Origin of the sequence: Prevotella sp. HMSC073D09 (assembly GCF_001814145.1) — a bacterium.
Classification (GTDB): Bacteria; Bacteroidota; Bacteroidia; order Bacteroidales; family Bacteroidaceae; genus Prevotella; species Prevotella conceptionensis.
The window spans coordinates 51014-76084 of sequence record NZ_KV815079.1; the positions used below are offsets into that span (position 1 = coordinate 51014).

21 protein-coding genes are annotated in these 25071 nt (G+C 46.7%); 12 read left to right on the forward strand and 9 right to left on the reverse strand.

Going from position 1 to position 25071, the window contains the following annotated elements; all coding sequences use genetic code 11:
- Nucleotides 1-532: 532 nt before the first annotated feature.
- From HMPREF2955_RS06015 to HMPREF2955_RS06035, 5 genes are all read right to left on the reverse strand, one after another.
- Complete coding sequence (locus HMPREF2955_RS06015) at nucleotides 533-3139, reverse strand: DUF5686 family protein (protein ID WP_070721827.1); 2607 nt, start codon at nucleotides 3137-3139, stop codon at nucleotides 533-535.
- A gap of 324 nt (nucleotides 3140-3463) precedes the next feature.
- A complete protein-coding gene (locus HMPREF2955_RS06020) occupies nucleotides 3464-4207 on the reverse strand; it encodes an HAD family hydrolase (RefSeq protein WP_070721981.1) in 744 nt (247 codons plus the stop codon).
- Between the two features lie 17 nt (nucleotides 4208-4224).
- Nucleotides 4225-5166: a CDP-alcohol phosphatidyltransferase family protein gene (locus HMPREF2955_RS06025; RefSeq protein WP_070721829.1), complete on the reverse strand. Its 942-nt coding sequence runs from the start codon at nucleotides 5164-5166 to the stop codon at nucleotides 4225-4227.
- On the reverse strand, nucleotides 5159-5983 hold the full coding sequence (locus HMPREF2955_RS06030; protein WP_070721831.1) for an ATP-grasp domain-containing protein: 825 nt from the start codon (nucleotides 5981-5983) through the stop codon (nucleotides 5159-5161). The genes HMPREF2955_RS06025 and HMPREF2955_RS06030 overlap by 8 nt, the downstream gene beginning before the upstream one ends.
- Nucleotides 5958-6698, reverse strand: a complete 741-nt coding sequence (locus HMPREF2955_RS06035) for an NTP transferase domain-containing protein (protein WP_070721983.1) — start codon at nucleotides 6696-6698, stop codon at nucleotides 5958-5960. The genes HMPREF2955_RS06030 and HMPREF2955_RS06035 overlap by 26 nt, the downstream gene beginning before the upstream one ends.
- 1433 nt (nucleotides 6699-8131) lie before the next feature.
- Between HMPREF2955_RS06035 and HMPREF2955_RS06040 the strand changes: the two genes are divergently transcribed.
- The 4 genes from HMPREF2955_RS06040 to HMPREF2955_RS06055 all read left to right on the forward strand — a co-directional run bounded on the left by HMPREF2955_RS06040 (nucleotide 8132) and on the right by HMPREF2955_RS06055 (nucleotide 11197).
- Complete coding sequence (locus tag HMPREF2955_RS06040) at nucleotides 8132-9088, forward strand: helix-turn-helix transcriptional regulator (RefSeq protein ID WP_070721833.1); 957 nt, start codon at nucleotides 8132-8134, stop codon at nucleotides 9086-9088.
- An 11-nt stretch (nucleotides 9089-9099) separates the two neighbouring features.
- On the forward strand, nucleotides 9100-9720 hold the full coding sequence (locus HMPREF2955_RS06045; protein ID WP_019187994.1) for a response regulator transcription factor: 621 nt from the start codon (nucleotides 9100-9102) through the stop codon (nucleotides 9718-9720).
- A 65-nt stretch (nucleotides 9721-9785) separates the two neighbouring features.
- A complete protein-coding gene (locus tag HMPREF2955_RS06050; protein WP_070721835.1) occupies nucleotides 9786-10493 on the forward strand; it encodes a tRNA1(Val) (adenine(37)-N6)-methyltransferase in 708 nt (235 codons plus the stop codon).
- 17 nt (nucleotides 10494-10510) lie between these two features.
- Nucleotides 10511-11197, forward strand: coding sequence for an alpha/beta hydrolase-fold protein (locus HMPREF2955_RS06055; protein WP_070721836.1), 687 nt, complete (start codon nucleotides 10511-10513; stop codon nucleotides 11195-11197).
- 588 nt (nucleotides 11198-11785) lie between these two features.
- On the opposite strand, the gene HMPREF2955_RS16185 is transcribed toward HMPREF2955_RS06055, so the two are convergent.
- The 3 genes from HMPREF2955_RS16185 to uvrB all read right to left on the reverse strand — a co-directional run bounded on the left by HMPREF2955_RS16185 (nucleotide 11786) and on the right by uvrB (nucleotide 14737).
- On the reverse strand, nucleotides 11786-11926 hold the full coding sequence (locus tag HMPREF2955_RS16185) for a hypothetical protein (protein WP_168166871.1): 141 nt from the start codon (nucleotides 11924-11926) through the stop codon (nucleotides 11786-11788).
- A gap of 4 nt (nucleotides 11927-11930) precedes the next feature.
- Nucleotides 11931-12185, reverse strand: coding sequence for a hypothetical protein (locus HMPREF2955_RS06060; RefSeq protein WP_139145492.1), 255 nt, complete (start codon nucleotides 12183-12185; stop codon nucleotides 11931-11933).
- 518 nt (nucleotides 12186-12703) lie between these two features.
- On the reverse strand, nucleotides 12704-14737 hold the full coding sequence (gene uvrB / locus HMPREF2955_RS06065) for an excinuclease ABC subunit UvrB (protein WP_070721840.1): 2034 nt from the start codon (nucleotides 14735-14737) through the stop codon (nucleotides 12704-12706).
- A gap of 112 nt (nucleotides 14738-14849) precedes the next feature.
- Between uvrB and HMPREF2955_RS06070 the strand changes: the two genes are divergently transcribed.
- The 3 genes from HMPREF2955_RS06070 to HMPREF2955_RS06080 are packed head-to-tail and all read left to right on the forward strand — an operon-like array spanning nucleotide 14850 to nucleotide 16500.
- On the forward strand, nucleotides 14850-15674 hold the full coding sequence (locus HMPREF2955_RS06070; protein WP_019187998.1) for an outer membrane protein assembly factor BamD: 825 nt from the start codon (nucleotides 14850-14852) through the stop codon (nucleotides 15672-15674).
- Between the two features lie 34 nt (nucleotides 15675-15708).
- A complete protein-coding gene (locus tag HMPREF2955_RS06075; protein WP_009229423.1) occupies nucleotides 15709-16044 on the forward strand; it encodes a DNA-directed RNA polymerase subunit omega in 336 nt (111 codons plus the stop codon).
- Nucleotides 16045-16500, forward strand: a complete 456-nt coding sequence (locus HMPREF2955_RS06080) for a DUF4293 domain-containing protein (RefSeq protein ID WP_070721842.1) — start codon at nucleotides 16045-16047, stop codon at nucleotides 16498-16500.
- A 98-nt stretch (nucleotides 16501-16598) separates the two neighbouring features.
- Here HMPREF2955_RS06080 and HMPREF2955_RS06085 read toward each other — a convergent pair whose 3' ends face one another.
- Entirely contained in the window at nucleotides 16599-18116 is a 1518-nt protein-coding gene (locus HMPREF2955_RS06085) for a DUF4301 family protein (RefSeq protein ID WP_070721844.1), read from the reverse strand.
- A 302-nt stretch (nucleotides 18117-18418) separates the two neighbouring features.
- Between HMPREF2955_RS06085 and HMPREF2955_RS06090 the strand changes: the two genes are divergently transcribed.
- The 5 genes from HMPREF2955_RS06090 to HMPREF2955_RS06110 all read left to right on the forward strand — a co-directional run bounded on the left by HMPREF2955_RS06090 (nucleotide 18419) and on the right by HMPREF2955_RS06110 (nucleotide 24744).
- A complete protein-coding gene (locus HMPREF2955_RS06090) occupies nucleotides 18419-20629 on the forward strand; it encodes a RelA/SpoT family protein (protein WP_070721845.1) in 2211 nt (736 codons plus the stop codon).
- A 133-nt stretch (nucleotides 20630-20762) separates the two neighbouring features.
- Complete coding sequence (gene fmt / locus HMPREF2955_RS06095) at nucleotides 20763-21746, forward strand: methionyl-tRNA formyltransferase (RefSeq protein WP_070721847.1); 984 nt, start codon at nucleotides 20763-20765, stop codon at nucleotides 21744-21746.
- Nucleotides 21747-21847: 101 nt separating this feature from the next.
- Nucleotides 21848-22417, forward strand: coding sequence for an L-threonylcarbamoyladenylate synthase (locus tag HMPREF2955_RS06100; RefSeq protein ID WP_070721849.1), 570 nt, complete (start codon nucleotides 21848-21850; stop codon nucleotides 22415-22417).
- 38 nt (nucleotides 22418-22455) lie between these two features.
- Entirely contained in the window at nucleotides 22456-24261 is a 1806-nt protein-coding gene (locus tag HMPREF2955_RS06105) for a chloride channel protein (RefSeq protein WP_070721851.1), read from the forward strand.
- A 222-nt stretch (nucleotides 24262-24483) separates the two neighbouring features.
- On the forward strand, nucleotides 24484-24744 hold the full coding sequence (locus tag HMPREF2955_RS06110) for a SemiSWEET family transporter (protein WP_009229416.1): 261 nt from the start codon (nucleotides 24484-24486) through the stop codon (nucleotides 24742-24744).
- Nucleotides 24745-25071 lie beyond the last annotated feature (327 nt).

Below are 25071 nucleotides of genomic sequence, written 5' to 3' on the forward strand. Positions count from 1 at the left end.
GGCAAAATAGCCGTTAAAAAGTGGGTTTTTAGGGTCTAAAAATGGGTCGTTGGGCTTGAAAAAATACGAGCCGGCAACCAAAATAGAAAGGCAAAATGGTGCAAAATGCAAGTTTTTCTCCTAAAAACAGACAAGACAAAAGGTGTGAAAGACTATAAATAGGGGCGATTTACCTACTTTTGAACCATTATTTTCGCTAGAAAGGAGCGGCAGACAGGGTATGTTTTGTAAACCTTTTTGTAACATTTTAACTCAAATCGGCCGTTAGAGCCTGTGCAGACTTTGTTTGGCTGTTGAGCATATTGTCTGACTTATCTTTGAAGGCATAGCGGGCTACGTCGAGAGAATAAGACAGGAAAGATGTCGACAAGCAAACGAAAGATGGACAGGAAACGATGGAAAACAACCTAAAATATTTGATAAGCGGATAATGAACGATTGGGTTTAATACATTCGCTTACAAACAAAAAATGGGGCTGTTCGAACAATGAATGCTTTCGAACAGCCCCGTATTGTAAACAGAAGTACGGCTTTAAAAACTCATGCGCATCATCAGTCGCACACCTTGCTTATGCGCGGTGGGCAACTCATTGTAGTTTAGCCTACGCACATATTGCACATGGAACAACTTGAAAATGTTGTGCACACCCACTATCAACTCCATATAAGGACGCTTGGGGTTCATTACATGCGAACCTTCTGGGAAATACATCAATGTTGCATCGCCCATGTTTTGGAACAAAAAGGGATTATTCTTATCTGTAAGCGAACCCCACAAGCTTTTGAACCCGATGTACTCGCGCCATTTCAACTTTTTAAGCAGCGGAATACGGTTGAATATCTTACCGTTCATGTCCCATGCTAGGTCAACGCTAGCATACCTGTCGTTAAGAAATTCCATGTTGTTTATCAGGTTGAATGCTCCTCGCTGCACAACATACGATAGGTTGGCAGCAGGCATTATCAACAAGGGGAATGGCACTTTATCCCATTGGGCACCAGCGCGCAGTTGCACATCAAACTTACCCCAACTTCTCAGCCAAAAGCGTTTAAGCAGTCCCACTTCCGAAAAGTTGTATCGGTACTGTCCGCCCAACACGCCATTTAATCCCACGGCATGCGAAAGCGTAATCACAGGTGCCTCCAAGTTAATGGCAATACGCCTCTGCTTGGTGTTGATAAAGGTACGTCCAGGGGCAATTTCTAACTCGAAACGTAGTTCTGTTGTGCGTATCTTACCATTGTGCAATAGGCTACTAACATCCGTATCTGGAAAAATGATGGGCGGGAAAAAGTTGCTTAGTTTCTCGAAGAACAAAGAACCAGCAGCCTCGTTCTCCTCAGTTCGAAGGCTTAGCATGGTTTTCATCCCCCACTCTTCTTCGCGTTCTAAGGTAAGCTGTTGGCGATTATAGAACATCATCGCGTCTACCTTCGCCCACTTTAAGGCCGTAAACACGTTGTCTTTGTCGGTTCGCAAGAACTTATCCGAGGGCGACATGATGTCGTAAGTAGACTTGAACGACACCGTTCGCTTAGGAAACTCGCGCGGCAGATATTCTTTTCTGTTGAACGAATAGGTTATTTCGCCGCTATAATAGTTCTTTTTGCTACCCCATCCACGTGCCATATAGCCTGCCAAAAACCAATGGCGACTAAGGTTTGCCGTGGTTTGCGCGCTGATACGCGTTCTAAATCCGTCGATAAAATTTCTTGTAAACATCGTGTTTACTGGCCCGATGTCTACTTTACTGGGATGGTCTTTCCCTCCTGTCTCAACAAAGTTCTCTATCAGAGCTTTCAAGCCGAAGATGATGTACTTAAATCCCTTCATCTGTTCCACGCGATGCACAAACTCGTCCATCGACGATTCGCTCTTGCTAAGCTCCACTGCGCGATATTTTTTCCAAAAGGCCTCGTCGCGCATCATGGCATCGGCCTCACGCCTTTCGCGCCCACTGCCCTTAAATAGCTTAGCGGGCAATTCGTCGAAAGCATAATTGTTCAGGCGTGTGGTTCGGATAACGATGGCTTTCTGCAGCAGGTCGTTCACTTCAATCTCGGCAATCATGTCGTCTTCGCTCAACGCCCACTCGCCGTTTTCAAGCTGTGTAAACTCTTGTCGCACTTGTAGATGCTGCACAAAGTTAACGCCACTCTGTATGGGTAGCGTAAGGTTGCAACGCTTAACGTGCAGGGTTGAGTCGGCCACAATATATAGTTCGCCACGAAAACCAATGTCTTGTCCGTTGTTTGGGGTGAATTGCAGGTGGTAACAGAGGTCTTTACCCACATAAAGCGTATCTTCGATGTAATAGCGGTAAAAGCTAATGGCGCTATTTCCAATGGGGCTAGTGAAGTGGTGGCGCAGCAGTCGCACATCGTTGTCGTAGATGTTCACGTCTGTAAACACATCTTTGAGCATGATGTCCATGATGTCGCCCGTTTGTATTAGCTGATTAATGCCTGCGTTGCTCTGTCCCTTTATAATGTCGCGTTCGGTCTTGGGTTGCTTGCGATATAGGTGTTGGGTAACGGTCTCGTCTACCGACACAGGCAAAATAAGCTTGTTGTTATAAGGGCAATGTTCAACTTGGTCGAGCATCCAACGCCTTTTGCCGATAAAGCCACTATCTATTTGCGTTGGCGTAATGTCGTTCAGGGCCAGCGTTATTTTTTGATACTTGGTGTATTGAAAGAAGTCGTGGTTTTCCAATTGCGTGCGTTTCTTTGCCGCAATCACCCTCCGCATCAACTCAACAGCCGGATTATCCTTGCGCGAATACTTGCCCCGTTTCTGTCTTACCACCACTTCGGCCAGCTGCCGAGTGTCTGATTTGAGCTTTATGTTTAAGTTATTGGGCGTAGACGACTTAACAACCACTTGCACGGGAGCATAGCCCACGGCACTGAAAGTAAGCACAAGTCCCTCTTTTCGCACGATGGTGTATTCGCCCTTAGCCGTACCCGATACGGCTATATGCTGCCCTTTGTAACTAACACTGGGATAATATATGGTGTCGCCTGTGGCTGCATCGGTAACAATTCCCGTGAGTACGCCCTCTGTTTGGGCCGAAACAGCTAAGCCCGTAAAGAGCAAAGCAAATACCATTAATAGTCTACTTATCTTATAACTCATCTCTTAAATTTACTGTTTTAACATCGTGACCTTCTCTCGTAAAGACGCAAACAACAGCCATAGGACTGCAAGGAGAAGTTCACAAAAACCATTAACGCAGCCCGAATGGGCATATACCCCAACGTTTTCGTTAAGCCAAATGAACAATGTAGAGCTTGATCAAACATTGTCATGGCGAGAAAACGCACTTTTCGAGGAACGAGAAAAGAACGTTTTCGTTAAGCCAAATGAACCATGTCGAGCTTGATCAAACATTGTCATGGCGAGAAAACGCACTTTTTGAGGAACGAAAAAGAACACGTTGGGGCTAATCGCCAGTCAACACTAGCCTAACAAGTCCTCCAAATCCTGAATTATCATTTGCGGTATGCTTTCGTCGTGGGGCTTATCTTCCCAAGGTTCGCCCTTAAACCATGCCGTTGGGCAACCCAACGAGTGTGCTGGCACAATGTCTTTATCAAAACTATCGCCCACCACCAGAACCTTTTCGGCAGGCAGTTTCAAGGTTTCGACACCCAGCGCAAATATCTTTGGGTCGGGTTTTCGCACGCCTACAACCACCGATTCGATAACGTCTTCGAAGAGTTCGAGCAGGAAGTAATCGTCAAGAACGGTCTTTATGTTGCCGTAGAAATTGCTAACCAGCACCAGCGGATAATGCTTGCGCAGTTGTTCGAGTACGAAACGGCTGTGGTCGAGCGTTCTTTTCAAGTTGCGAGCAAGGTATGTCAGCATCACGTCGTGCATGATATCGAGTTCCAATTGCGGAACATCCAGCACCTTGTTGTCGCGCAAATAGGCCAGTTGCATCAACAACTTGGTGTTCAACACCGCATCGAACGTAAAGTCGGGCATGATTGTTTTGTTGGTTGCCAACGTGCGTTCAACATGCACATAGGCGGCTCTGTAATCGCTTTCGCTAACAGGTACGTCCGCAAATTGGTACGCATGCCAAATTACTTGCCCCCAATGGTTGCCACTGGTGTCGAGGGTTGCACCGTAATCGAATATTATTCCCTCGATGCCAAGGGCGCTAAGCTTGTTGAACGAGTATTCTTTTGTTATCATGTTTTCGTGCATACGTGTTATTGCTTTATCGTGTTCGAACACCTTTCGCACAGTTCCTCGTGCTGCTTGTGCATGTAAATGTATATGCCGCTCAACACTGTGAGTTCGAAAAGAAAGTAAACCCACGGGCAATTAGCTAGGCATGCGGCATAGAGAACGATAGCACGCAGGTTGAAACTGAGCATGTTGGTGTACTTCATCAACGGTCTGCTGCCCTGCAAGAAGTCGTTGCGCAGTTGGGTTGGAGCCTTTTCCGCATCGCCGTATGTGGCATTAAGCAGTGCGAAGAGAGCCTGAAACTTGGGCGTACGTTTCTCTTGACTCTTGCAATAGTTGGCGTAATTATAATGAAACAGGCGCTTAAACCATTGCCCACGCTTAGGCAGAGCCTCGAAGATAGCGCGCTGTTGGGCGTAAGTGTCTAGCTCGCTGCCTTTCTTTCCTTTTAAAAACAGCAGGTGTATCTGCCTGTAATAGTCGGCCAAAGAACTTTGTGGCGAGTGGCACAGCAGTCCCGACACGGCAGCTAAAGCCCAAATCCATAAGCCCCACTTGACGTTGGTGTAGGGAATAAGGCTCGACTGCAAGCGCAAACAGAGGGCAAGATAGATGCTGAAAAACCATAAGTCGCCCGAAAAACCATCGAGAACACGCCCCAAAAGCGTTTTCTTGCCCGTAAGACGAGCCATTTGTCCATCGGTAGAATCGCAGAAGTTGGCCAACATGAGCAAGCATACGCCCATGATGTTATGGGTTAAGTCGGGGAAATAGAACATATAGCCCGCCCCAACACCCAAGAAAATGGAGAGTATGGTAATGGCGTTGGGATGTATTCCTAGCTTGTTCCACAGCAAAGCGAACAACAACCCAATGGGACGAGTGAAGTATATGTCGATAGTTTCTTCTGTGTCGCTAGATTTTAACGACTCGCGAAACAGGGTTTTGAATTTATTATCCATTCTTCTGTTGTGAGTTATTTTGTGCTGCAAGCAGCTGGTTTACGAATAACGAAATGGCATCGGCAGCCTGCTCGCGACATGGCGAAAAGCTGGGCCAATCGTTAAAGTCGATGATGAAAAAGCGGCCCTCGCGGTCTACAATGCAGTCGCCACCATACACGTCAATGCCTGTTAGCCTTGCCAAACGCGTTGCCGCAGCCCTAAGTTCGTGTAAATTGAAACCGAAATGCTGGGCAATGCCGTTGCGTTTTTCGTTGCCGAACTTGGAATGACCATTGTCTGTGGGATAGAAATACCAAAAGAAACTATCGCCAACGCCGTAAAACTTAATGAGATCGCCCACCACATGGGCACTAACCACCACATCGTTAACTCCGCGCAGCGCGAAATTGCGCTTGGTTTTCTCAGCCGTTGCCTTGTCCGAGCAAAACACCACGTCGGCTTTTGTTTGTGCAGCAGCATCTGCTCGCTTCACCCAATAGCCGTGTTCGCCAGTTTCGGGCGGAGTGGGAATGCCGTTTTCTTGCATCATTTGCAGAATGTGGCGACGCGAAAAGCGTTCTAACGCAGCAGCGTTGTTAATTACCAAGGCGCGGTCTTGTTGCTCGCGCGCCTTCAAAAGCTGTATTGTGCGAGGAAGTCGGCCCATAGATAGAAACAAGTCTGCACGATGTTGTTCGCTAAGTTCGTGTTCGGCGATGACCAACACTTGGTGTTGACCCAGTCGGTCTATCGTTGCATCCATTATAGAACGGTCTGCCGCTACCGAATTAGGCGAGAAACGCACGTCTCTATAAATGGCAATTACGCTGCTCATAAAGGAACTTCTCTGCTTTGTTGATGTCTGAAACGTGGTCGATGTCCAACACTTTGCCCATTACGTAAGCCTTTAATTTCATACCATTGGCAATCAATGCCCGCTGGAAATTGCGCATACGGCTTTCTCCACGCTCAATGCAAGTCTTCAACACGGGTAAGCATTGGGGTGTTAAGCCATAGATACCAGCCGAGATATAGTGGCAGTTGGGGGCAAGTTCGTCGTAAAAGCCCGATATATATGGTGGGTTGTTGGTTTGCACATACAATGGCTTTTCGTCGTCGACAAAGCCTGTTACAGCCATCATTCCGTTGTCGCCGGCCGCTAATGCCGTGTTCATCGAGTTGACGAAAAGGGCAAATTCGTCTTCCTTAAAGACGGTGTCTACCGTTGTAAGGACGAAAGGCGAGGCGTGAAGATAAGGGCTTAACTCGTAAAGGCTGTGCATAGAGCTGGGCGTACGCTTAACGATTATCCTCAACGGTACGCGTTTTCCCACCAAGCCATTGCGCTGTACAACCCTCAAATGGGCAGCAACGTCGTTCATTTGCTCGTTACAAATAACCACAATCTCGTCGGCTTTGTTGGCCAAGAATATTCTGATAAGCCTGTCAACAAGGTGTTCGCCCCCCACTCTGACCAGCGGTTTGGGCAATTGCACGCCTTCTTGCATAAGGCGCGAACCTTCTCCTGCGGCTATAATTGCATACTTCATAATGTACTTTACGTTGTAAGAACGAAGTTCGAGACTTACGGAAAAGTCCCTACAAGCGCAGCCTACTGCTGCATAAAACATCGACCAGCCCTCTAACTTCATGTGTTTGGGAATACGATGAGTGGTTAGAACCAACTACAAAGATAAGTAATTGTTGGCGAACACGGAAACTTTTCAATCGCAAATCGCCACACCAGACGCAAACAAGAACACTGCTTACGAAAAAATAGGCCAAACAAAAGGGAGAGAAAAGCCTCAACGAAAAAGCCATGTATAAGGGAGAAATACAGAGATTGAGGAAGAAAACAACGACACCGAGGGGCTTTAAACGTACGCGTAACTTCATTTAACACCACACAGTAAAACTTAAAAGAGAACTTTTTCGTTGAGCAAAATGAACAACGTCGAGCTTGCTTGGGCATTGTCCTGGCGAGAAAACGCACTTTTCGAGGAACGAAAGGAACGGCTAAATACAGCACTGCACAAACTTCATAGGGACAAAAAAGCGACGACCTTCGCAGGCTATCGCTTCAGATCTTCAATAGGTATCAGTCCTCTTCTAAGGTAAAAAGATTGTTTTCAGGATAACGTGTGCAAAGATAATTCTTTTTTGGCAGCCGCCCAACTTTTAATAGAAATTTCCTCGATATTGTCCTATTAAAGTATTACAAAGTTGCGTTTTAATGTTTCTAATGGTATACTTATACACGCCAACAAGGAAATCATTCGTCACAAAACAAACACAGCTCTGTTCATCTTCCGCAACAGACAGGCGTTACCGCCACTTATGCTAGATGCAAAGAACAAACTAACAGCACCAACTAGCTTTGGCACAAGGATAAAAATACAATGAATGGTGATAAAAGTATCGAGTTATAAGCGCGCCATTTCGCTATAACCGCACGGCGTAAGCAAATCCTACCTAGCGTGGTTCAATACACTGTTTGTTGTATTAGCTTGTGCTAAAGCTGTACGAGCAAAGAGCAAACCATGCCCAAACAAGCAACATAAAGGCAGAATAACAGCCAAACAAAATGTTCGCACGCATTAAAAACACCTAGAACAGGCCATAAAAGTAAAGGCGGCGCAGATTTCTGGTTACGTTCTTGTCTCCAATGTCCGGTGTAACTTGTAAGAATTGAATTGGGGATAACCAAATCCTTGACGACCAAGAGATGCAATCATCACCGCGCCACCTTATTTATCTGTGTGCAAAATTAAATGGTTTTCAACTATTGGGCAATACTTAAAAGTTGGTAATTACCACGTTCATCAGTAATAGGTATATACCCACCTTATCTTTACGTGCGCATAAGGCTTTATTTGGTACGCGCGTGTAAAATACCTATTAATAACTATTGGTCGTCTCGTTTTTTTTTTATTACTTTGCAAGTCGTTATAGCCCACATAATAACAAATAGGTAATCATTGGTATGAAAAATCATAAGATGTACGAACCCGACGATAAGATGATATTGCTTATCAAAGACAATTACAGCATCTTGCAGACGCTTAGCGCCTTCGGCATTAGCTTGGGTTTCGGCGATAAGACGGTGCGCGACGTGTGCGAAAGCCAAAGCGTAGACACCTATACCTTCTTGGCGGTGGTGAATTTCGCCATAAACGGCTATCGCGATTACGATGATGCCGATAAGCTTTCTATACCCACGCTTATCAAATACTTAAAGGCAAGCCACGAATACTTCCTCGATTTCCAACTCCCCTTCATGCGTAAGGCACTCGTTGCGGCACTAGACGAGAAAGATAACCTAGCTCGGCTCATACTTAAACTGTACGATGAGTATGCGCACAGCATACGTTCGCACATGCAGTACGAAGAGAAAATGGTGTTTCCATACGTAAACTCGCTGCTCAACAACAAGGCGCAGAACAACTACGACATCGAAACCTTCTCCAAACACCACGGCCAAACGGACGTGAAACTGCGCGAATTGAAGAACATCATCATCAAATACCTGCCTTCCGACGGCCTTCGCAACAACCAACTGACTGCCGTTCTCTACGACATCTACAACAACGAAGAATGGCTTTTGCACCACGGACAGGTAGAAGACGAGATATTTGTGCCAGCCATACGCCGCTTAGAGGCCAAGTCGAAACAAAACGACGTGTCGGTGAAGATTTCGAACATGATTAACCAAACCAACGACAACGTCGACAACCTAAGCGAACGCGAAAAAGAAGTAATTATCAGCTTGGTGCAAGGAATGACCAATAAGGAAATTGCCGACCACCTTTGCATTTCCATCAACACGGTGATAACCCACCGGCGAAACATTGCGCGCAAGCTGCAAATACACTCGCCAGCTGGGCTAACCATCTACGCCATTGTGAACAACCTGGTAGACATTTCCGCCGTAAACCTCTAAAACGCCCGCAAATGATGCACAACAAGCCTGAGCACATGCTCAAAGAACGCCCACGCATTGCCATCGTCGACCCAAACACGCTGGCCATTTTAGGGCTGAAACAGATTCTACAAAACGTGTTGCCCATCATGCAGGTAGACACTTTCAACACATTTGCCGAACTGAAAAGTGCCAATCCCGAAGTGTTTTTCCACTATTTCGTGGCCACTAGCGTTGTGATTGAAAACCGAACGTTCTTCCTTGAACATAAAAACAAGACGATTGTGCTGACCGCATCGACTGAACCCAACAGTCAGATGGCGGGTTTTAACAGCCTTTGCATCAATGTTCCCGAAGAACAGTTGGTGCGTTCAATCCTACAATTAGAGCAATACGCCCACGCTCATGGGCGCAACTTGCCTCCCCTCCCCCATGCCTTGCAGATGAAAATACTATCCGACCGCGAGATTGAAGTGCTTTCGCTCATTGTGCAGGGGCTTATCAATAAGGAAATTGCCGACCGTTTGAACATCGGCCTAACAACGGTTATCACACATCGCAAGAACATCATGGACAAGCTAGGCATGAAAAGCGTATCGGCACTTACCATCTACGCTGTGATGCACGGCTATGTAGACATCAGCAAAATCTGATGTCGGCCACTTCCTAGGCTTTTCCTCTTCAGCCCCATCGCATTAAGTATAACAACGTGTAAACCATGCCCGATTTCTTCCAGTTCAAGCAATTCACGATACACCAAGACCGCTGTGGAATGAAGGTAGGCACCGATGGCGTGCTGCTGGGAGCATGGGCAAAAGGCGGAAAGCACATTCTCGACATAGGTACAGGAACAGGACTTATCGCGCTGATGCTTGCACAACGATACCCCGATGCTGAAATTACGGGGGTGGAACTTGACGAACAAGCCGCCCTGCAAGCACAAGAAAACGTAGCTGGCTCGCCGTTTGCGCACCAAGTAACGATAAACAACGCGCCGATACAGCGTTTTTCGCACCAACCACTCCTGCATGGGCGTTTTAGTTCAATCGTATCTAACCCGCCCTTTTATCACTCGTTAAAAAGCAAAAGCCACGAACGCACGCTGGCTCGACATACCGAAAGCCTTACTTTTCCCGAACTTTTCGAGTCCGTTAGCCTGCTCCTTGCTCCCGATGGCTGTTTCAGTGCGGTTATTCCCACCGAACAGATGGACAACTTTTTGGCCGAGGCCTGCATCAAAGGCCTATTCGTCTGCCGACTAGTTAAGGTGAAAACGGTGGAAACTAAGCCTGCCAAACGCTGCTTGGTGGCTTTTTCCAAACAACGCCCCATCCACTTCGAGGAAGAAGAGGCCACCATTAGAGATGCTCATGGGCAATACACGGACTGGTATTTGCAACTTACAGGCAACTTCTATTTAAAGTAATTGTCCACCCATACACAATGAAACAACAAAACTACCGCATATTGGGCGACAGCGATGCCGACTATTGCTTGATACAAGCTATCGACGAGCACGACGAACAGGTGCTTGAAAAAGAGTTCGACGCCATTCGCCAACGCAGCAACGATAAGAAAGTGATGCTCGCCGCCTTCCTTGTAGACAATTGGTTTCACGACCTTAGCCCGTGGAAAGCCCCTGCTGTGTTCGGCAAAAATCATTTTGGCGATGGTGCTACCAACACATTAAACTTCGTTGTCAACACCTTTATCCCCCATCTTACAAACAATGTATTGGCGAAACCTACCGAAACGCAGTTCATCATCGGCGGTTATTCGCTCGCAGGCCTGTTCGCCCTTTGGGCCGTTACCCAAACAAAGCATTTCAAAGCCTGTGCCGCGGCCTCGCCTTCGGTTTGGTTTCCCAACTGGACTACATACGCATCGACATGCCATTTTCATGCCGACACCATTTATCTAAGCTTAGGAAATAAGGAAACCAAGGCCAAAAATCAGCTGTTAGCCCATGTGGGCGAAGACATGGAGAGCCTTATGCGCCTACTTGAAAACAAGAAAACAACGTTTGAATGGAACGAGGGAAACCACTTCGCCGAAACGGATGTGCGCACAGCTAAGGCCTTTGCTTGGTGCATTAACCAATTAGAGGCCAATTCCCCAAAAACAACTTGAAACTTCACCTTCACCTCCACACATTGAAACCAAGCCGTTTGGTAAGAACCATCTTTCAACCATTTTTCAACGGCTTGTTTTATTTAAATGCAGCATGAGGCCGTCTTTACCTTTAATCTTTCTATAAATTGAGAGGTGCCTGTTGATTTTGGGATGTCAACACAAGATAAATACCCCTCTCATATACCAAGTGCAGGACAAAACAACCCGTTGGTTTATAAACTCGCGAAAGCCAATAACCCACGAGAGCCCAACAACTCCCGAATACATCACCGCATCAACTTACAAACTCAAAAAATCATCAACTCACAAACTTACCACCCAAACAACTCCCGAATACATCAACTCATCAACTTACAGACTCATCAACTCACAAACTCAAAAAGAAACGCCAACCCATCAACTTGTCAGCTCACAAACACACAAGTTCCAAACTCATCAACTTACAAACCCATCAACTCAAAAAGTTAAAATTATTATTTTTATTTTACAATACCACTCTAATTTTCGCCCCGTTCTAGCGAAAATATAGGTTACAAAGTAGGTAAATCGTCCCTATTTTTAGCCCTTCACGTCTGTCTACTTGTCCTATTTTAAGAACAACTCCTGCATTTTGCACCATTTTGCCTCTCTAATTTGGTTGTCGGCTCGTAATTTTTCAAGTCCAATCACCCACTTTTGCCCCCTAAAAACCCACTTTTTAACGACTATTTCGCCCTTTTTAGCCATATTTTTAATGGTTATAAAAGGTTTTGTTTATACCATTGCAGTGTATTTTTATGCTTTTCACTTTATGTTTTGCCCCCTTTTGTACTGCATTTAGCACCATTTTACCTTGCATTTTGCACCAAAACGCACTGCATTTTGCACCAAAACGCGTTGCATTTAGCACCAAAACGCGCTGCGTTTTGCGGCATATTACAGTAGATTTAGCAATAAACACCCCCAAAACTGATGTAAATGGCGGTTTGCTTACATAAATATTCATTCTACTACAACCACATGACAACCCAGCTTTGCATCTAAAACAACCTTCGCGAGAATCGTTTTTTTGCGGCAAGCGGACGGTTGGCGGACAAAAAAGGCACTCATAATGTTAAATTTCTAACCGAAAACCAGACAAAGAGAACGCAATTATACCATAAACACAGGCATAATCAACGGCATGGAAAGCACGCGCACTTACTACCGCCAACGCGTGCGGTCGCATGGGCATGCAGCCACGAGCTTATAAACTCGCGAAAAGCCAACAACTACCGAATACATCAACACACCAACTTACAAACTCACGAACTCAGAAACTTGTAAACCCCAAAACCCATGAACTCAAAAACTTAAAAACCCATGAACTCAAAAACTTATAAAATCACAAGCTCAACAACTTGCAAACTCAACAACTCACGAACTTAATAACTTAAAAACTCACAAACTCGATAGCTCACAAGCCCGACAACTCACGAACCCAAAACTTATAAACTCAGAAATTAACGAACTCAAAAAATCAAATCACTTCAACTCCAATTGTTCTTGCAAACGTGCAATTTCATCTCGATACTGAGCAGCCTGAATAAAGTCGAGTTCTTTGGCCGCCTGTTTCATCAAAGCCGTTGTGTTGGCGATACTCTTTTCCAATTGTTGGCGTGTCATCCTTTCTACAATGGGGTCGGCTGCAAAGGCAACAGCATCGGGTTCCACATATCCACCCGCTTGCGAGCGGTAACCCTTCGTTGTTTCCACGGTTGTGGTGTTCCCTGTTAACGCCCTCTTGATGTCTTTCACAATCTGTTGTGGGGTGATGTGGTGTTCAGCATTGTATTGCATCTGTATTGTACGCCGCCTTGCCGTTTCGTCAATGGTGCGTTGCATACTTTGCGTAATGGTATCGGCATACATAATCACCTTTCCGTTAACGTTTCGGGCGGCACGCCCGGCAGTCTGTGTCAGCGAACGATGACTGCGTAAAAAGCCCTCCTTGTCAGCATCTAGAATGGCAACAAGCGAAACTTCGGGCAAGTCTAGCCCCTCGCGCAAGAGGTTTACACCCACGAGCACATCGTATTCGCCTACACGAAGTGCGTTCATGATACGCACACGGTCGAGCGTGGCCACATCGCTGTGTATGTAATTGGTCTTTACGCCATGATCCAACAAATATTCCGTCAGTTCTTCGGCCATTCGTTTGGTAAGCGTTGTCACCAAAACACGTTCGTTTTTGTCACTTCGCTCCAATATCTCAGCCAAAAGATCGTCTATTTGGTTCTCGCTCGGACGCACAACAATCTCTGGGTCCAGCAGTCCCGTTGGTCTAATCAGCTGTTCAACCACCACGCCTTCGGCCTCTCCAAGTTCGTAGTCGGCAGGTGTTGCCGACACATATATCACTTGATTGATAAGGCTATGAAACTCTTCAAACCTAAGCGGACGGTTGTCGAAAGCAGCAGGCAGCCGGAAACCAAACTCAACAAGGTTCTGCTTTCGCGCCCTATCGCCTCCGTACATGCCGCCAAGCTGAGGAACACTAACGTGACTTTCGTCGATAATCATCAGATAATCTTTTGGGAAAAAGTCGAGCAAACAGTACGGACGTTGACCAGGTTGGCGGCCATCGAAATAGCGGGAGTAGTTCTCGATGCCCGAACAGTGGCCCAACTCTTTCATCATCTCCATGTCATACTCCACCCTTTCCTTAATACGCTGGGCCTTAATGCTGTCGCCAAGCTCGTTAAAGAAATCGATTTGCTTAACCAAATCGTCTTGAATACAGCGTATGGCATGCTCCGTTTGGTCTTTCGTGGTGACGAAAAGGTTGGCGGGATATATCTTATAATCGTTAAAACTATCAATGCGATGATAAGTTAAGCTGTCCACTTCTTCAATGCTGTCTATCTCATCATCCCACCATGTGATGCGCAAAAGGTTGTCGCTATAAGCCATAGCCACGTCCACGGTATCACCTTTCACACGAAAGTTTCCGCGTTGCAGGTCGATGTCGTTACGAACATAGAGCGAGTCTACCAGCTTACGAAGAAACTCGTTACGGTCGATACGTTGCCCCTTCGACAGCGAAATAATTCCGCTTTCCATGGCGGTAGGGCCTCCCATGCCATAAATGCACGACACAGACGACACAACTACCACATCTTTACGCCCCGAAAGCAAAGCCGAAACCGCACGCAAACGCAGCTTATCAATCTCATCGTTGATGGCCAAGTCTTTCTCGATGTAGGTATCAGTGGTGGGCAAATAGGCTTCGGGCTGATAATAGTCGTAGTACGACACGTAATATTCAACTGCATTGTTGGGAAAGAACCCCTTCATTTCCTCGTAAAGCTGAGCCGCCAGGGTTTTGTTATGGCTCAGAACAAGTGTGGGCACGTTGTGCTGGGCAATAACATTGGCCATGGTAAACGTCTTACCCGACCCCGTAACGCCTAGCAAAACCTGCGCCTTGTCACCCCTTTCCAATCCTTCTGTAAGCTGCCTGATGGCTTCCGGTTGGTCGCCTGTCGGCTTATATTTCGACGTTAGTTTAAATTCCATAAGTGCAAAATTACAAAAAAACATCTGCTCAAATTGCTAAAAATAGCTTTTTAAACTTTGTAAATAAGCGAAATATGTGTATTTTTGCAGTTCAAAAACAAGAACAAAAATAATGAAGAAGCCACTGCTCATCATTTCTACGGCCGCTTTGCTGCTTTCTAGTTGCGCACACGAATTCAATCAGGTGTACAAAAGCGACAACGTACAATACAAGTACGAGTACGCAAAAGAATGTTTCGCAAAAGGAAAGTACGTGCGCGCCATAACGCTTTTACAAGAGCTTGTAACCCTACAGAAAGGTACCGAGAATGCACAGGAAAGCCTTTACATGCTGGCTATGGCCCAATATAACAGTAAAGACTACGAAACGGCTGCTCAATACTTCAAGAAGTATTACCAATCGTACCCCAAAGGACGCTACGCAGAGATGGCACAGTTCTACGTGGGGCAAAGCTTGTTCATGAGCACCCCCGAGCCTCGCTTGGACCAATCGAGGACTATCCAGGCCATAACCGACTTCCAAACCTTCTTAGACCTGTACCCCGACTCGAAATTAAAGCCACAGGCTCAACAAAGACTCTTCGACCTGCAAGACAAGCTGGTTGAAAAGGAATTGTACACAGCCAAATTGTATTACGACTTGGGCACTTACTTTGGCAATTGCAACTTTGGCGGCAACAACTATGAGGCTTGTATCATCACTTCGCAAAACGCTTTGAAGGATTATCCTTATAGTCGACTTCGCGAAGACTTTGCCGTGTTGCTGATGAAAAGCAAGTTTGAACTGGCACAACAAAGCGTAGAAACAAAGAAGTTGGAACGCTTTCAGGATGCCGAAGACGAGTGCTACGGCTTCATCAACGAATATCCTGACTCGAAAGAGCGCGTGCTGGCAGAGAAATACATTGCCAAATGCAAGGAGATAACGAAAAATTGAATTAGTAATTAAACAGAATAGGAACATTAAATTTATGGATTACAAAAAGTCGAAGGCACCGCTAAACACTGTCACAAGAGACATTATGGACTTGTGCAACGAAACGAACAACATCTACGAAAGCGTTGCCATCATTGCCAAGCGGGCCAACCAAATAAGCATCGAGATTAAACAAGACTTGAACAAGAAGTTGCAAGAGTTCGCCTCGTACAACGACACGCTGGAAGAGGTTTTCGAAAACCGTGAGCAAATTGAGATTTCGCGTTACTACGAAAAACTGCCCAAACCCACTTTGTTGGCCACGCAAGAGTTTATTGACAACAGCATTTATTGGCGCGACCCGTCGAAAGAGGGACAACAGGTAGACTAAATGTGGCAACGTAAACAAACCGTATTCATGGCGTTGGCCATCGCCATCACCATTGCTTGCCTATGCTTGCCGCTGGGATATTTCGAGCCTAAGGGCATGGGACTGAATGCAGAAATGTTTAACCTGTGGATTAAACAACCGGAAGGGGGAGTAAGCATGACGTCGAGCGTGCTTTTAGCCATTCAAGTACTTACGGCATCCATCGGCGTATGGGCGATTGTGGGCTTTCGTAACAGGCCACGCCAGGCCAAACTGTGTGTTGTTAACATGCTGCTGTTGATTGTTTGGTACGCACTTGCAGCCTTTTATACGCTACATGTTGGGTATCGCGACTATTCTTTCCACGCCGATCTCGCCATTTGTTTTCCTCTCATTGCCATCATTCTTTATTGGATGGCACGCAGGGGCGTACTTGCCGATGAAAAATTGGTGAGGGCAGCAGACCGGATTAGATAAGGCATTTAAGCAAGAAGTTAGTATTCGCTTAAATAAAGAAAGGGGAAACTCCATTGCGGCGTTTCCCCTTTCTTGTTTCTATTTACTATGCAACAAGTTTATTGGTGTTCGGGCCTTAACAGGTCGTTTACAGTCTTTACGGGGTTGAACGTAGACAACGGAACCTCAACAAACACCGTGTTCCAGTCGCTCATGGCACCATTCCACAAGCCAGGAAGTTCCAAAGCTTTCAGTTGTTTGCCGCTCTTGCTCTTCGAAGTGATAAATCCAGTGTTGTGATCTACGAAGTCGGGCAAATGGAAAGCCTTGCCACAGTAGTCACGAATGCCGCAAACAAGGTCTACGGGATTGAAGTGTGTGCCATCCTTAAAGGCCTTAACGTACTGGGCATTATTGCTGTCTATTTGGCTACTTTCAAGAATTTGCAAGCTAACTGTTCCGTCTTCGTTGTAAGTAAGGAACGGTCCGCCGCCTGGTTCGCCCACATTCTTAACCATACCACAAACACGCATGGGTCTGTTAAGTTTCTTGTGGAGGTATCCGGCAAGCGCCTTATCGTCGAGTTCGCTTACACCCTCGCGCTTACAACACAGTTCGTCTTCAAGGAAGTGCATCATTTCATCAAGCTCTTTGCGAGAATATCCGCCTTCATCAAGCATCGACAAATAGGCGAACGCACGCTTTTGCAAATGCACAAGAATGCCGCCAAGCAACTTCTTGTAGGTAACGGTGTCGCCTTTCAGTCTATCGGGCACCACGTTATCAATGTTCTTAATAAACACCACGTCGCCTTCTACATCGTTCAAGTTTTGAATTAGCGCGCCATGACCGCCCGGACGGAAAAGCAACGAGCCGTCTTCGTTTCTGAAAGGCGTGTTGTCGGGGTTCACGGCAAGTGTGTCGGTAGAGGGCTTTTGCTCAGAGAACGAGATGTTCAGGCGCGTATTGTACGCCTTTTCGTACTTCCCTGCCTTTTCAGCCACCTTGTCTTTGAAGAGTTGCAGATGGTCGTGCGACACGGTGAAGTGAACATTTGCCTCGCCATTAGATGCCGCATAGAGAGCCGCCTCAACAAGATGTTCTTCCAAAGGCGTGCGCGGTTCGTCATCGTAGTTGTGGAAAAGCAACAACCCTTTGGGCAAATTGCCATAGTTCAGCCCTTCTTCGCCCAACAAATGCGCCACAATCTCCTTATAACGGCCAGCCTCTTTCAAGTCGCAAACACTGCTTTGCGTGTCGGCCTTGCAGCTTTTGCAAAGCTGTTTCCTAAATGCAAACAGCTTAATGTTGTCAAAAAACTCTTTCTCGAACGCGCTTGTGGGTTCGTTGTAGGGAGCATCGAGAAACGCGAAGAGGTCTTTGAACATCCTACTAGCCGCTCCCGACGCAGGAACAAACTTCACAACCTTGCGCCCTTCGGCCTGATAACGCTCCCATTCGGCCAAAAACGCATCGCGTTCTTTTGCTGTTGGCGCCATAATTCCATTGCCTATTGATGCCGCGGCTTGCAGTTTAAGATAAGGAAAACCCTTGCGGTGCTGTTCCATTTGGTGCTCAACCATTGCCTCACTGATGCCTAGGCTCTCAATCTGTTGTAGGTCTTGTTTTGTTAACATAATATCTAGGTTTTATATTATATGTGTAAAGTGCTGAACAAATGTAACAACTTTTCTGCTAAACAAGAAATTATTGGGCTATTTTTTGTATCTTTGCAATAATCGGAGTAGCCAATCTACTCCTTATTTATTATATATAGGCAGAGATGGAGCAGGTAAACGGATGCCCATTGCTAACGTTCAGGGTAACCCATCAATATGGTGAACAGGGTATTATGTCACAACACATATCGCCAAACACTAAGAAAGGTGCCCCCGTCCTTAACAAAGCCTATGAGGTTGACTAAGAAAAAAGACAGCGTATGGAAGAAAAACTCGTTTTCAGTACAGAGGAACAAGACACTGCTAACGGCCTCTTGTCTAAGCTGTTGGCCAACGATGCCAACGGCTTTCAACCTAACGATGCAGAAAAACTACGCCAACGCATTGACCAATACGTTCATTCGGGAACACTACAACGCAACATCTTCGGTCTTAATCCCATTGTCTACGCCCTAGAAACAGCCGAAATTGCCTTCGACGAAATAGGATTGAAACGCGATGCGATAATCGCCATCGTGCTATACACGGGCGTTGTGGCTGGACTTAGCGACACAACACAGATAGAAAAAGACTTTGGCCGAGGCGTAGCGCAAATAATTCACGGACTTGTTAAGGTGCAAGAGCTATACAAAAGAACGCCTGTGGTGGAGAGCGAGAATTTTAGAAACCTGCTTATCTCGTTCGCCGAAGACATGCGTGTGATACTGATCATGATTGCCGACCGCGTTAATCTGATGCGACAAGTGCGCGACACCAACAACGAAGAGGCGCGATTGGAGGTGGCACAAGAGGCTAGTTACCTGTATGCACCCCTCGCTCACAAGCTGGGACTGTACAAGTTGAAGAGCGAACTGGAAGATTTGAGCCTGAAATACTTGGAGCACGATGCCTATTACATGATTAAAGATAAGCTCAACGCCACCAAGAAGTCGCGCGACAGCTATATCGAACGTTTCATAACGCCCATACAACAACGACTGGAAGAGGCCGGATTGCACTTTCACATGAAAGGCCGAACGAAGAGCATACACTCTATTTGGCAGAAGATGAAGAAACAAAAGTGCAACTTCGAGGGCATTTACGACCTCTTTGCCATACGTATCATCATCGATTCGCCCATAGATAAGGAGAAGATGCAATGCTGGCAGGCCTACTCTATCGTAACAGACATGTACATGCCCAACCCAAAACGCCTGCGCGATTGGCTCAGTGTGCCCAAAAGCAACGGCTACGAAAGTCTGCACATCACGGTGTTGGGCCCCGAAAACAAATGGGTTGAAGTGCAGATACGCACCGAACGAATGGACGAAATAGCCGAAAAAGGACTGGCTGCACACTGGCGTTACAAAGGAATTAAGGGAGAAAGCGGCATAGACGAATGGCTTTCGAACATCAGGGCAGCCTTGGAGAACAACGACGACTTGCAGTTGATGGACCAATTCAAGATGGGACTGTACGAAGACGAGGTGTTCGTGTTCACACCCAAAGGCGAATTGCTCAAGTTTCCCAAGGGAGCCAACATTCTCGACTTTGCTTATCGCATCCATTCAGGCTTAGGAAACAAGTGTGTTGGCGGCAAAATCAACGGCAAGAACGTTTCGTTCAGAGCCGAATTGAAGTCGGGCGACGAGGTGGAAGTCATTACGCAGAGCAACCAAACGCCCAAACAAGAATGGATAAACATCGTTAAAACCCCACGGGCGAAGGCTAAAATAAAGCTGGCACTCAAAGATACCATCGCCAAAGACACCGTCTACGCCAAGGAACTGCTGGAAAGAAGGCTCAAAAACAGAAAGATTGAGTTCGACGAAAGCACCATGATGCACCTCATCAAGCGCATGGGCTTTAAGGTTGCAACCGACTTCTACAAGCAAATTGCCGACGAAAAACTCGACGTTAACGAGGTTATCGAGAAGTATGTGGCGGTGCGCGACTACGACCAAAACCTTAATGCGCCCCAAACGACAAGGAGTGCAACCGAGTATAGCTATGATAATCCCGACGAAGAGATTGCCAAAAACAACGACGACGTTTTGGTTATCGACCGCAATTTAAAAGGAGTAGACTACTCGTTGGCCAAATGTTGCCAACCCATATACGGCGACCCTGTGTTCGGTTTCGTTACGGTGAGTGGCGGAATAAAGATACATCGCGCCAATTGCCCTAACGCCCCCGAACTGCGCAAGCGCTTTGGCTACCGCATTGTGAAAGCCCGATGGAGCGGAAAGAGTGCAGGACAATATAGCATCACCATCAAAGTTGTGGGCAACGACGACCTCGGCATTGTCAACAACATTACGAGCATCATCTCGAAAGAAGAGAAAATCGTGATGCGTTCCATCAATATCGACTCGCACGACAGCCTGTTCGACGGCACCATCGTTGTGCAATTAGAAGACGTCAGCAAGTTGGAGGCGCTGATGAAAAAGCTACGAACCGTTAAAGGCGTTAAGCACGTGTCGCGCCTGTAAGGCAAACACCTGCAACAACGCCACAGGAGCGAACAACAAGAGTGCACAAAGCGCAGGCTCATCCGCGCCGACAATGACTGCGTAAATGCGCCTTCTCCCCCTCCTTACAACAAACAAAGTATAAAGCAATAGAATGAACAAACAAGATTTAAGAATAGTTTTCATGGGCACGCCCGAATTTGCCGTGCCATCGCTTAAACTGCTTGTAGAAGGCGGTTACAACGTGGTGGCCGTGGTTACACAGCCCGATAAGCCCGTGGGCAGACACGGTTCCACCCTTCAAGCGCCGCCCGTTAAGCAGTATGCCCTGTCTAAATCCATACCCGTATTGCAGCCAGAGCGCATGAAAGACGAGGATTTTCTATGCCAACTCCGCGCTTTCGATGCCCATCTGCAAGTGGTTGTAGCCTTTCGCATGCTGCCCAAGCAGGTGTGGAACCTGCCACCCTTCGGCACTTTCAACGTACATGCAGCCCTACTTCCCCAATATCGCGGGGCCGCCCCCATCAATTGGGCGGTCATCAATGGCGAAACAGAAACAGGCGTTACCACTTTCTTCCTTGACGAAGACATCGACACGGGCCGAATTATCGACAATAAACGCCTGCCCATACCCGATGATGCCAACGTGGAATGGGTGTACAACCACCTGATGAGCCTTGGTGCAGAACTGTGTATCGAAACCGTAGACCGCATTTTGCAGAACGATGGCAAGGTAGAGAGCACCGAACAACCCCAAGACCAACCCTTAAAACACGCGCCGAAGATATTTAAGGAGACCTGCCAAATAGATTGGAACCAACCTGCAAAGCGCATATACGACTTTATCCGCGGATTAAGCCCCTACCCTGGCGCGTGGACCGAGATACAAAAAGCAGGTATCGAGGGCGAGAACAAGCCCCAAGTGCTGAAGATTTTCAGTGCAACAAAAACCCAAATACCTGCAAATGCACAGCCAGGAACATTTGTTGTAGAAGGCAATCGACTGTTTGTAAACACAGCCGACAGCCTACTTGAATTGCAAGAAATACAACTAGCAGGGAAGAAACGCATCGCCAGCCGCGACTTTCTCAATGGCACTCGCGATGCAAACCTATATCGTGCCATCAGCAAATGAACCTTGCGCACACCACGTTTTAGCAACTAAATAAAACGCCATTTGCTTGGGGCTAACATATTTTTGTTTTATATTTGCAAGTCGAACAGAAGAAAAACATCATGACAAGAGAAGAAGACATCAAGAAAGCCGTTGAGGTATTAAGGAAAGGCGGCATCATACTCTACCCCACAGACACCATTTGGGGTATCGGATGCGATGCTACCAATGCCGAGGCGGTGGCCAAAGTGTACCAAATAAAACAGCGCGACGACTCCAAGGCAATGATATGCCTTGTAGATTCGGCCACGCGCATGCAACGATATGTGCGTAACGTGCCCAACGTGGCTTGGGATTTGGTGGAGCTTGCCACCAAACCCACAACGCTAATTCTCGACGATGCCGTTAACCTTGCGCCCAACCTCATTGCCGTAGACGGCTCGGTGGCCTTACGTGTAACAGACGAACCTTTCTCAAAAGAACTATGTTACCGCTTTCAAAAGGCTTTGGTTAGCACCAGTGCCAACATTAGCGGACAGCCCGCAGCACAAAATTACAAAGACATTAGCGAAGAATTGCTCAACGCCGTCGACTACGTATGCTGGTCCAGACGGCAAGAACACAAGCCGCATACGCCTAGTTGCATCATCAAGTTGAACAAAGACGGAGAAGTAACCGTAATACGCAAGTAACGCCAACACGCTTAGAACAACACAGACAAGCCTAAGAAATGGATACGACAATAGAGATTGAAGACAAAACCCCGATTGGCAGGTTTACCAAATGGCGCACCCAACACCTCTCGACAAGGCAATTCACGCTCATCCTCTCGTTCTTCGTGGGGTTGTTCGCTGCCATTGCGGCCTATTCTCTGCACTGGATTATCAAGCAGATACAAATGCTACTTACCGAAGGGTTCACCATATCTTCCATCAACTGGTTGTATCTTGTTTTCCCCGTTGTAGGTATTTATCTCACGTCCCTATTCATTAGGCATGTCGTTAAAGACAATATCTCGCACGGAATCACCCGTGTGCTCTATGCCATATCCACCAAGCAAGCGCGTTTAAAGGGGCACAACTGCTGGTCGTCTGTCATCGCATCGGCCATCACCATCGGGTTCGGAGGCTCGGTAGGAGCAGAGGCACCCATCGTATTAACGGGTTCGGCCATTGGCTCTAACCTCGGGCAGCTCTTCAAACTCGACAATCGCACCATGATATTGCTTGTTGGTTGCGGTGCATCTGCGGCCATTGCAGGCATTTATAAGGCGCCTATTGCAGGCCTGGTGTTCACCTTAGAGGTGCTCATGGTCGACCTTACTATGGCCTCGTTGCTGCCCATACTCATCGCTTGCGTAACGGCCACATGCTTTACTTACATCTTTGTGGGCACCGATTCGATGTTCACCTTTCACCTCGACGGCGAATGGATGATAGAACGCGTGCCTGCAAGCGTGTTGTTCGGCATCTTCTGCGGTATGATTAGCCTTTACTTCGTGCGCACCATGACCGCTTGCGAAAACGTATTCGGCAAGATGAAGAACCACCCTTACCAACGATTAATCTTAGGCGGCATCATTCTCAGTTCGCTTATCTTCCTCTTCCCTTCGCTGTATGGCGAGGGATTCAGTTCGGTTAACACCCTACTCAACGGCAATACCGAAACCGATTGGAGCCGGATACTCAACAATTCGCTGTTCTATGGCCACGACAACCTACTGGTTGTGTACGTTGGCTTGGTGCTTTTCACCAAAGTTTTCGCCACGTCGGCCACAAATGGCAGCGGCGGTTGTGGCGGAACGTTCGCCCCTTCGCTGTTTATAGGTGGGTTTGGCGGCTTTTTCTTCGCCCGATTATGGAACATGTACAACATCGGTGTGTACATACCGGAGAAGAATTTCACGCTACTGGGCATGGCGGGCGTAATGACTGCCGTGATGCACGCGCCGCTTACGGGCATATTTCTCATTGCCGAGATAACTGGAGGCTACCAACTGTTGTTGCCATTGATGATTGTTTGCATCAGCTCTTACCTCACTATCAACATCTTCGAGCCGCATAGCATCTATGGCATGCGTCTTGCACGCGAGGGAAAGCTCATCACCCACCACACAGACAAGTCCATCCTCACCTTGATGAGCATGGAAAGCATCATCGATAAGAACTACATCGCCGTTAATCCCGAAATGCCTTTGGGCAAGTTGGTGTATGCAATCAGCCGCAGTCACACCAGCTTTATCCCCGTACTAGACCATGCGGGAAGGCTCATTGGCGAGATAGACGTTACCAAGATAAGGCATATCATGTTCCGAACAGAGTTGTATCAGAAGTTTAGTGTGGCGCAAATCATGATTCCCACGCCTGCTGTGCTTGGACGTAACGACCCAATGGAAGAGGTGATGAATAAGTTCGACAAGACAGATGCCACCTATCTGCCCGTTGTCGGTGCCAATAACGAACTGCAAGGATTCATTTCGCGCACACGTATGTACGCCATGTATCGCAAGATGGTGGCCGACTTCTCCACCGAATAAGGGGAATGGTAAGCGTGTGAGTCTATCAGTTAGTGAGATTATGAGGTTGTGAGTTAATAAGATTGTGAGTTGTTGATATTCATAAGTTTTTAGCTTGTCACCGAATGTAATACAAACTCATAAACGCACGCACCCATCATACTAGTTCACTCGTTAACTGGTCAACTCGTCAACTGGTCAACCCATTTATAGTTTCACACAACGTTAAATAGATAATTAGAGATGAAGAAAGAAAAGTTTTTTGGTTATGTAGGATGGGTAGGTATGTGTACATCCATCCTTATGTACGTGTTTTATTTTCCTCAGATACAGGAGAATTTAAACGGCAACAAAGGCTCGTTTATTCAGCCCTTCATGGCAGGCATCAACTGCACGCTATGGGTTTGCTACGGTTTGTTTAAAGAAAAGCGCGACCTTCCTTTGGTATTAGCCAATTCGCCAGGCGTTATTTTCGGGTTCTTCGCTGCGTTCACCGCGCTATAAGTCAATCCTAGATTTGTTATGAGCTTGTAAGTTGACGAGTTGATGAGGCTGTGAAGTTTCTCGCAAGCCAAAAACCTCTAAACCCATTAACTTACCAACTCATAACGCTTGTCCACCTGCTAATTCATCGACTTGTTAACCCAGCTACTTTACATATCCGTATAAGGTAGGGTTTCTTTCTCTTGTCAATTCATCCACTTGTTAACCCATCCACTTGTTAACCCATCAATTTGTTAACAAGTATCACATATACAGCCGAACTCTTCACTCTTGTCAACCTGTTAACTCATCAACTTGTCAACTTGTTAACTCGTCAACTTGTTAACT

Coding starts and splice junctions, on each gene's coding strand:
- HMPREF2955_RS16185 (WP_168166871.1), bottom strand. CDS start 11,926: ATGGCTAAAAAGGGCGAAATAGTCGTTAAAAAGTGGGTTTTTAGGGGG.
- HMPREF2955_RS06030 (WP_070721831.1), bottom strand. CDS start 5,983: ATGAGCAGCGTAATTGCCATTTATAGAGACGTGCGTTTCTCGCCTAAT.
- HMPREF2955_RS06045 (WP_019187994.1), top strand. CDS start 9,100: ATGATGCACAACAAGCCTGAGCACATGCTCAAAGAACGCCCACGCATT.
- HMPREF2955_RS06100 (WP_070721849.1), top strand. CDS start 21,848: ATGACAAGAGAAGAAGACATCAAGAAAGCCGTTGAGGTATTAAGGAAA.
- HMPREF2955_RS06050 (WP_070721835.1), top strand. CDS start 9,786: ATGCCCGATTTCTTCCAGTTCAAGCAATTCACGATACACCAAGACCGC.
- HMPREF2955_RS06090 (WP_070721845.1), top strand. CDS start 18,419: ATGGAAGAAAAACTCGTTTTCAGTACAGAGGAACAAGACACTGCTAAC.
- HMPREF2955_RS06040 (WP_070721833.1), top strand. CDS start 8,132: ATGAAAAATCATAAGATGTACGAACCCGACGATAAGATGATATTGCTT.
- HMPREF2955_RS06080 (WP_070721842.1), top strand. CDS start 16,045: ATGTGGCAACGTAAACAAACCGTATTCATGGCGTTGGCCATCGCCATC.
- HMPREF2955_RS06110 (WP_009229416.1), top strand. CDS start 24,484: ATGAAGAAAGAAAAGTTTTTTGGTTATGTAGGATGGGTAGGTATGTGT.
- HMPREF2955_RS06015 (WP_070721827.1), bottom strand. CDS start 3,139: ATGAGTTATAAGATAAGTAGACTATTAATGGTATTTGCTTTGCTCTTT.
- HMPREF2955_RS06055 (WP_070721836.1), top strand. CDS start 10,511: ATGAAACAACAAAACTACCGCATATTGGGCGACAGCGATGCCGACTAT.
- uvrB (WP_070721840.1), bottom strand. CDS start 14,737: ATGGAATTTAAACTAACGTCGAAATATAAGCCGACAGGCGACCAACCG.
- HMPREF2955_RS06075 (WP_009229423.1), top strand. CDS start 15,709: ATGGATTACAAAAAGTCGAAGGCACCGCTAAACACTGTCACAAGAGAC.
- HMPREF2955_RS06085 (WP_070721844.1), bottom strand. CDS start 18,116: ATGTTAACAAAACAAGACCTACAACAGATTGAGAGCCTAGGCATCAGT.
- HMPREF2955_RS06060 (WP_139145492.1), bottom strand. CDS start 12,185: ATGAATATTTATGTAAGCAAACCGCCATTTACATCAGTTTTGGGGGTG.
- HMPREF2955_RS06035 (WP_070721983.1), bottom strand. CDS start 6,698: ATGAAGTATGCAATTATAGCCGCAGGAGAAGGTTCGCGCCTTATGCAA.
- HMPREF2955_RS06025 (WP_070721829.1), bottom strand. CDS start 5,166: ATGGATAATAAATTCAAAACCCTGTTTCGCGAGTCGTTAAAATCTAGC.
- fmt (WP_070721847.1), top strand. CDS start 20,763: ATGAACAAACAAGATTTAAGAATAGTTTTCATGGGCACGCCCGAATTT.
- HMPREF2955_RS06070 (WP_019187998.1), top strand. CDS start 14,850: ATGAAGAAGCCACTGCTCATCATTTCTACGGCCGCTTTGCTGCTTTCT.
- HMPREF2955_RS06105 (WP_070721851.1), top strand. CDS start 22,456: ATGGATACGACAATAGAGATTGAAGACAAAACCCCGATTGGCAGGTTT.
- HMPREF2955_RS06020 (WP_070721981.1), bottom strand. CDS start 4,207: ATGATAACAAAAGAATACTCGTTCAACAAGCTTAGCGCCCTTGGCATC.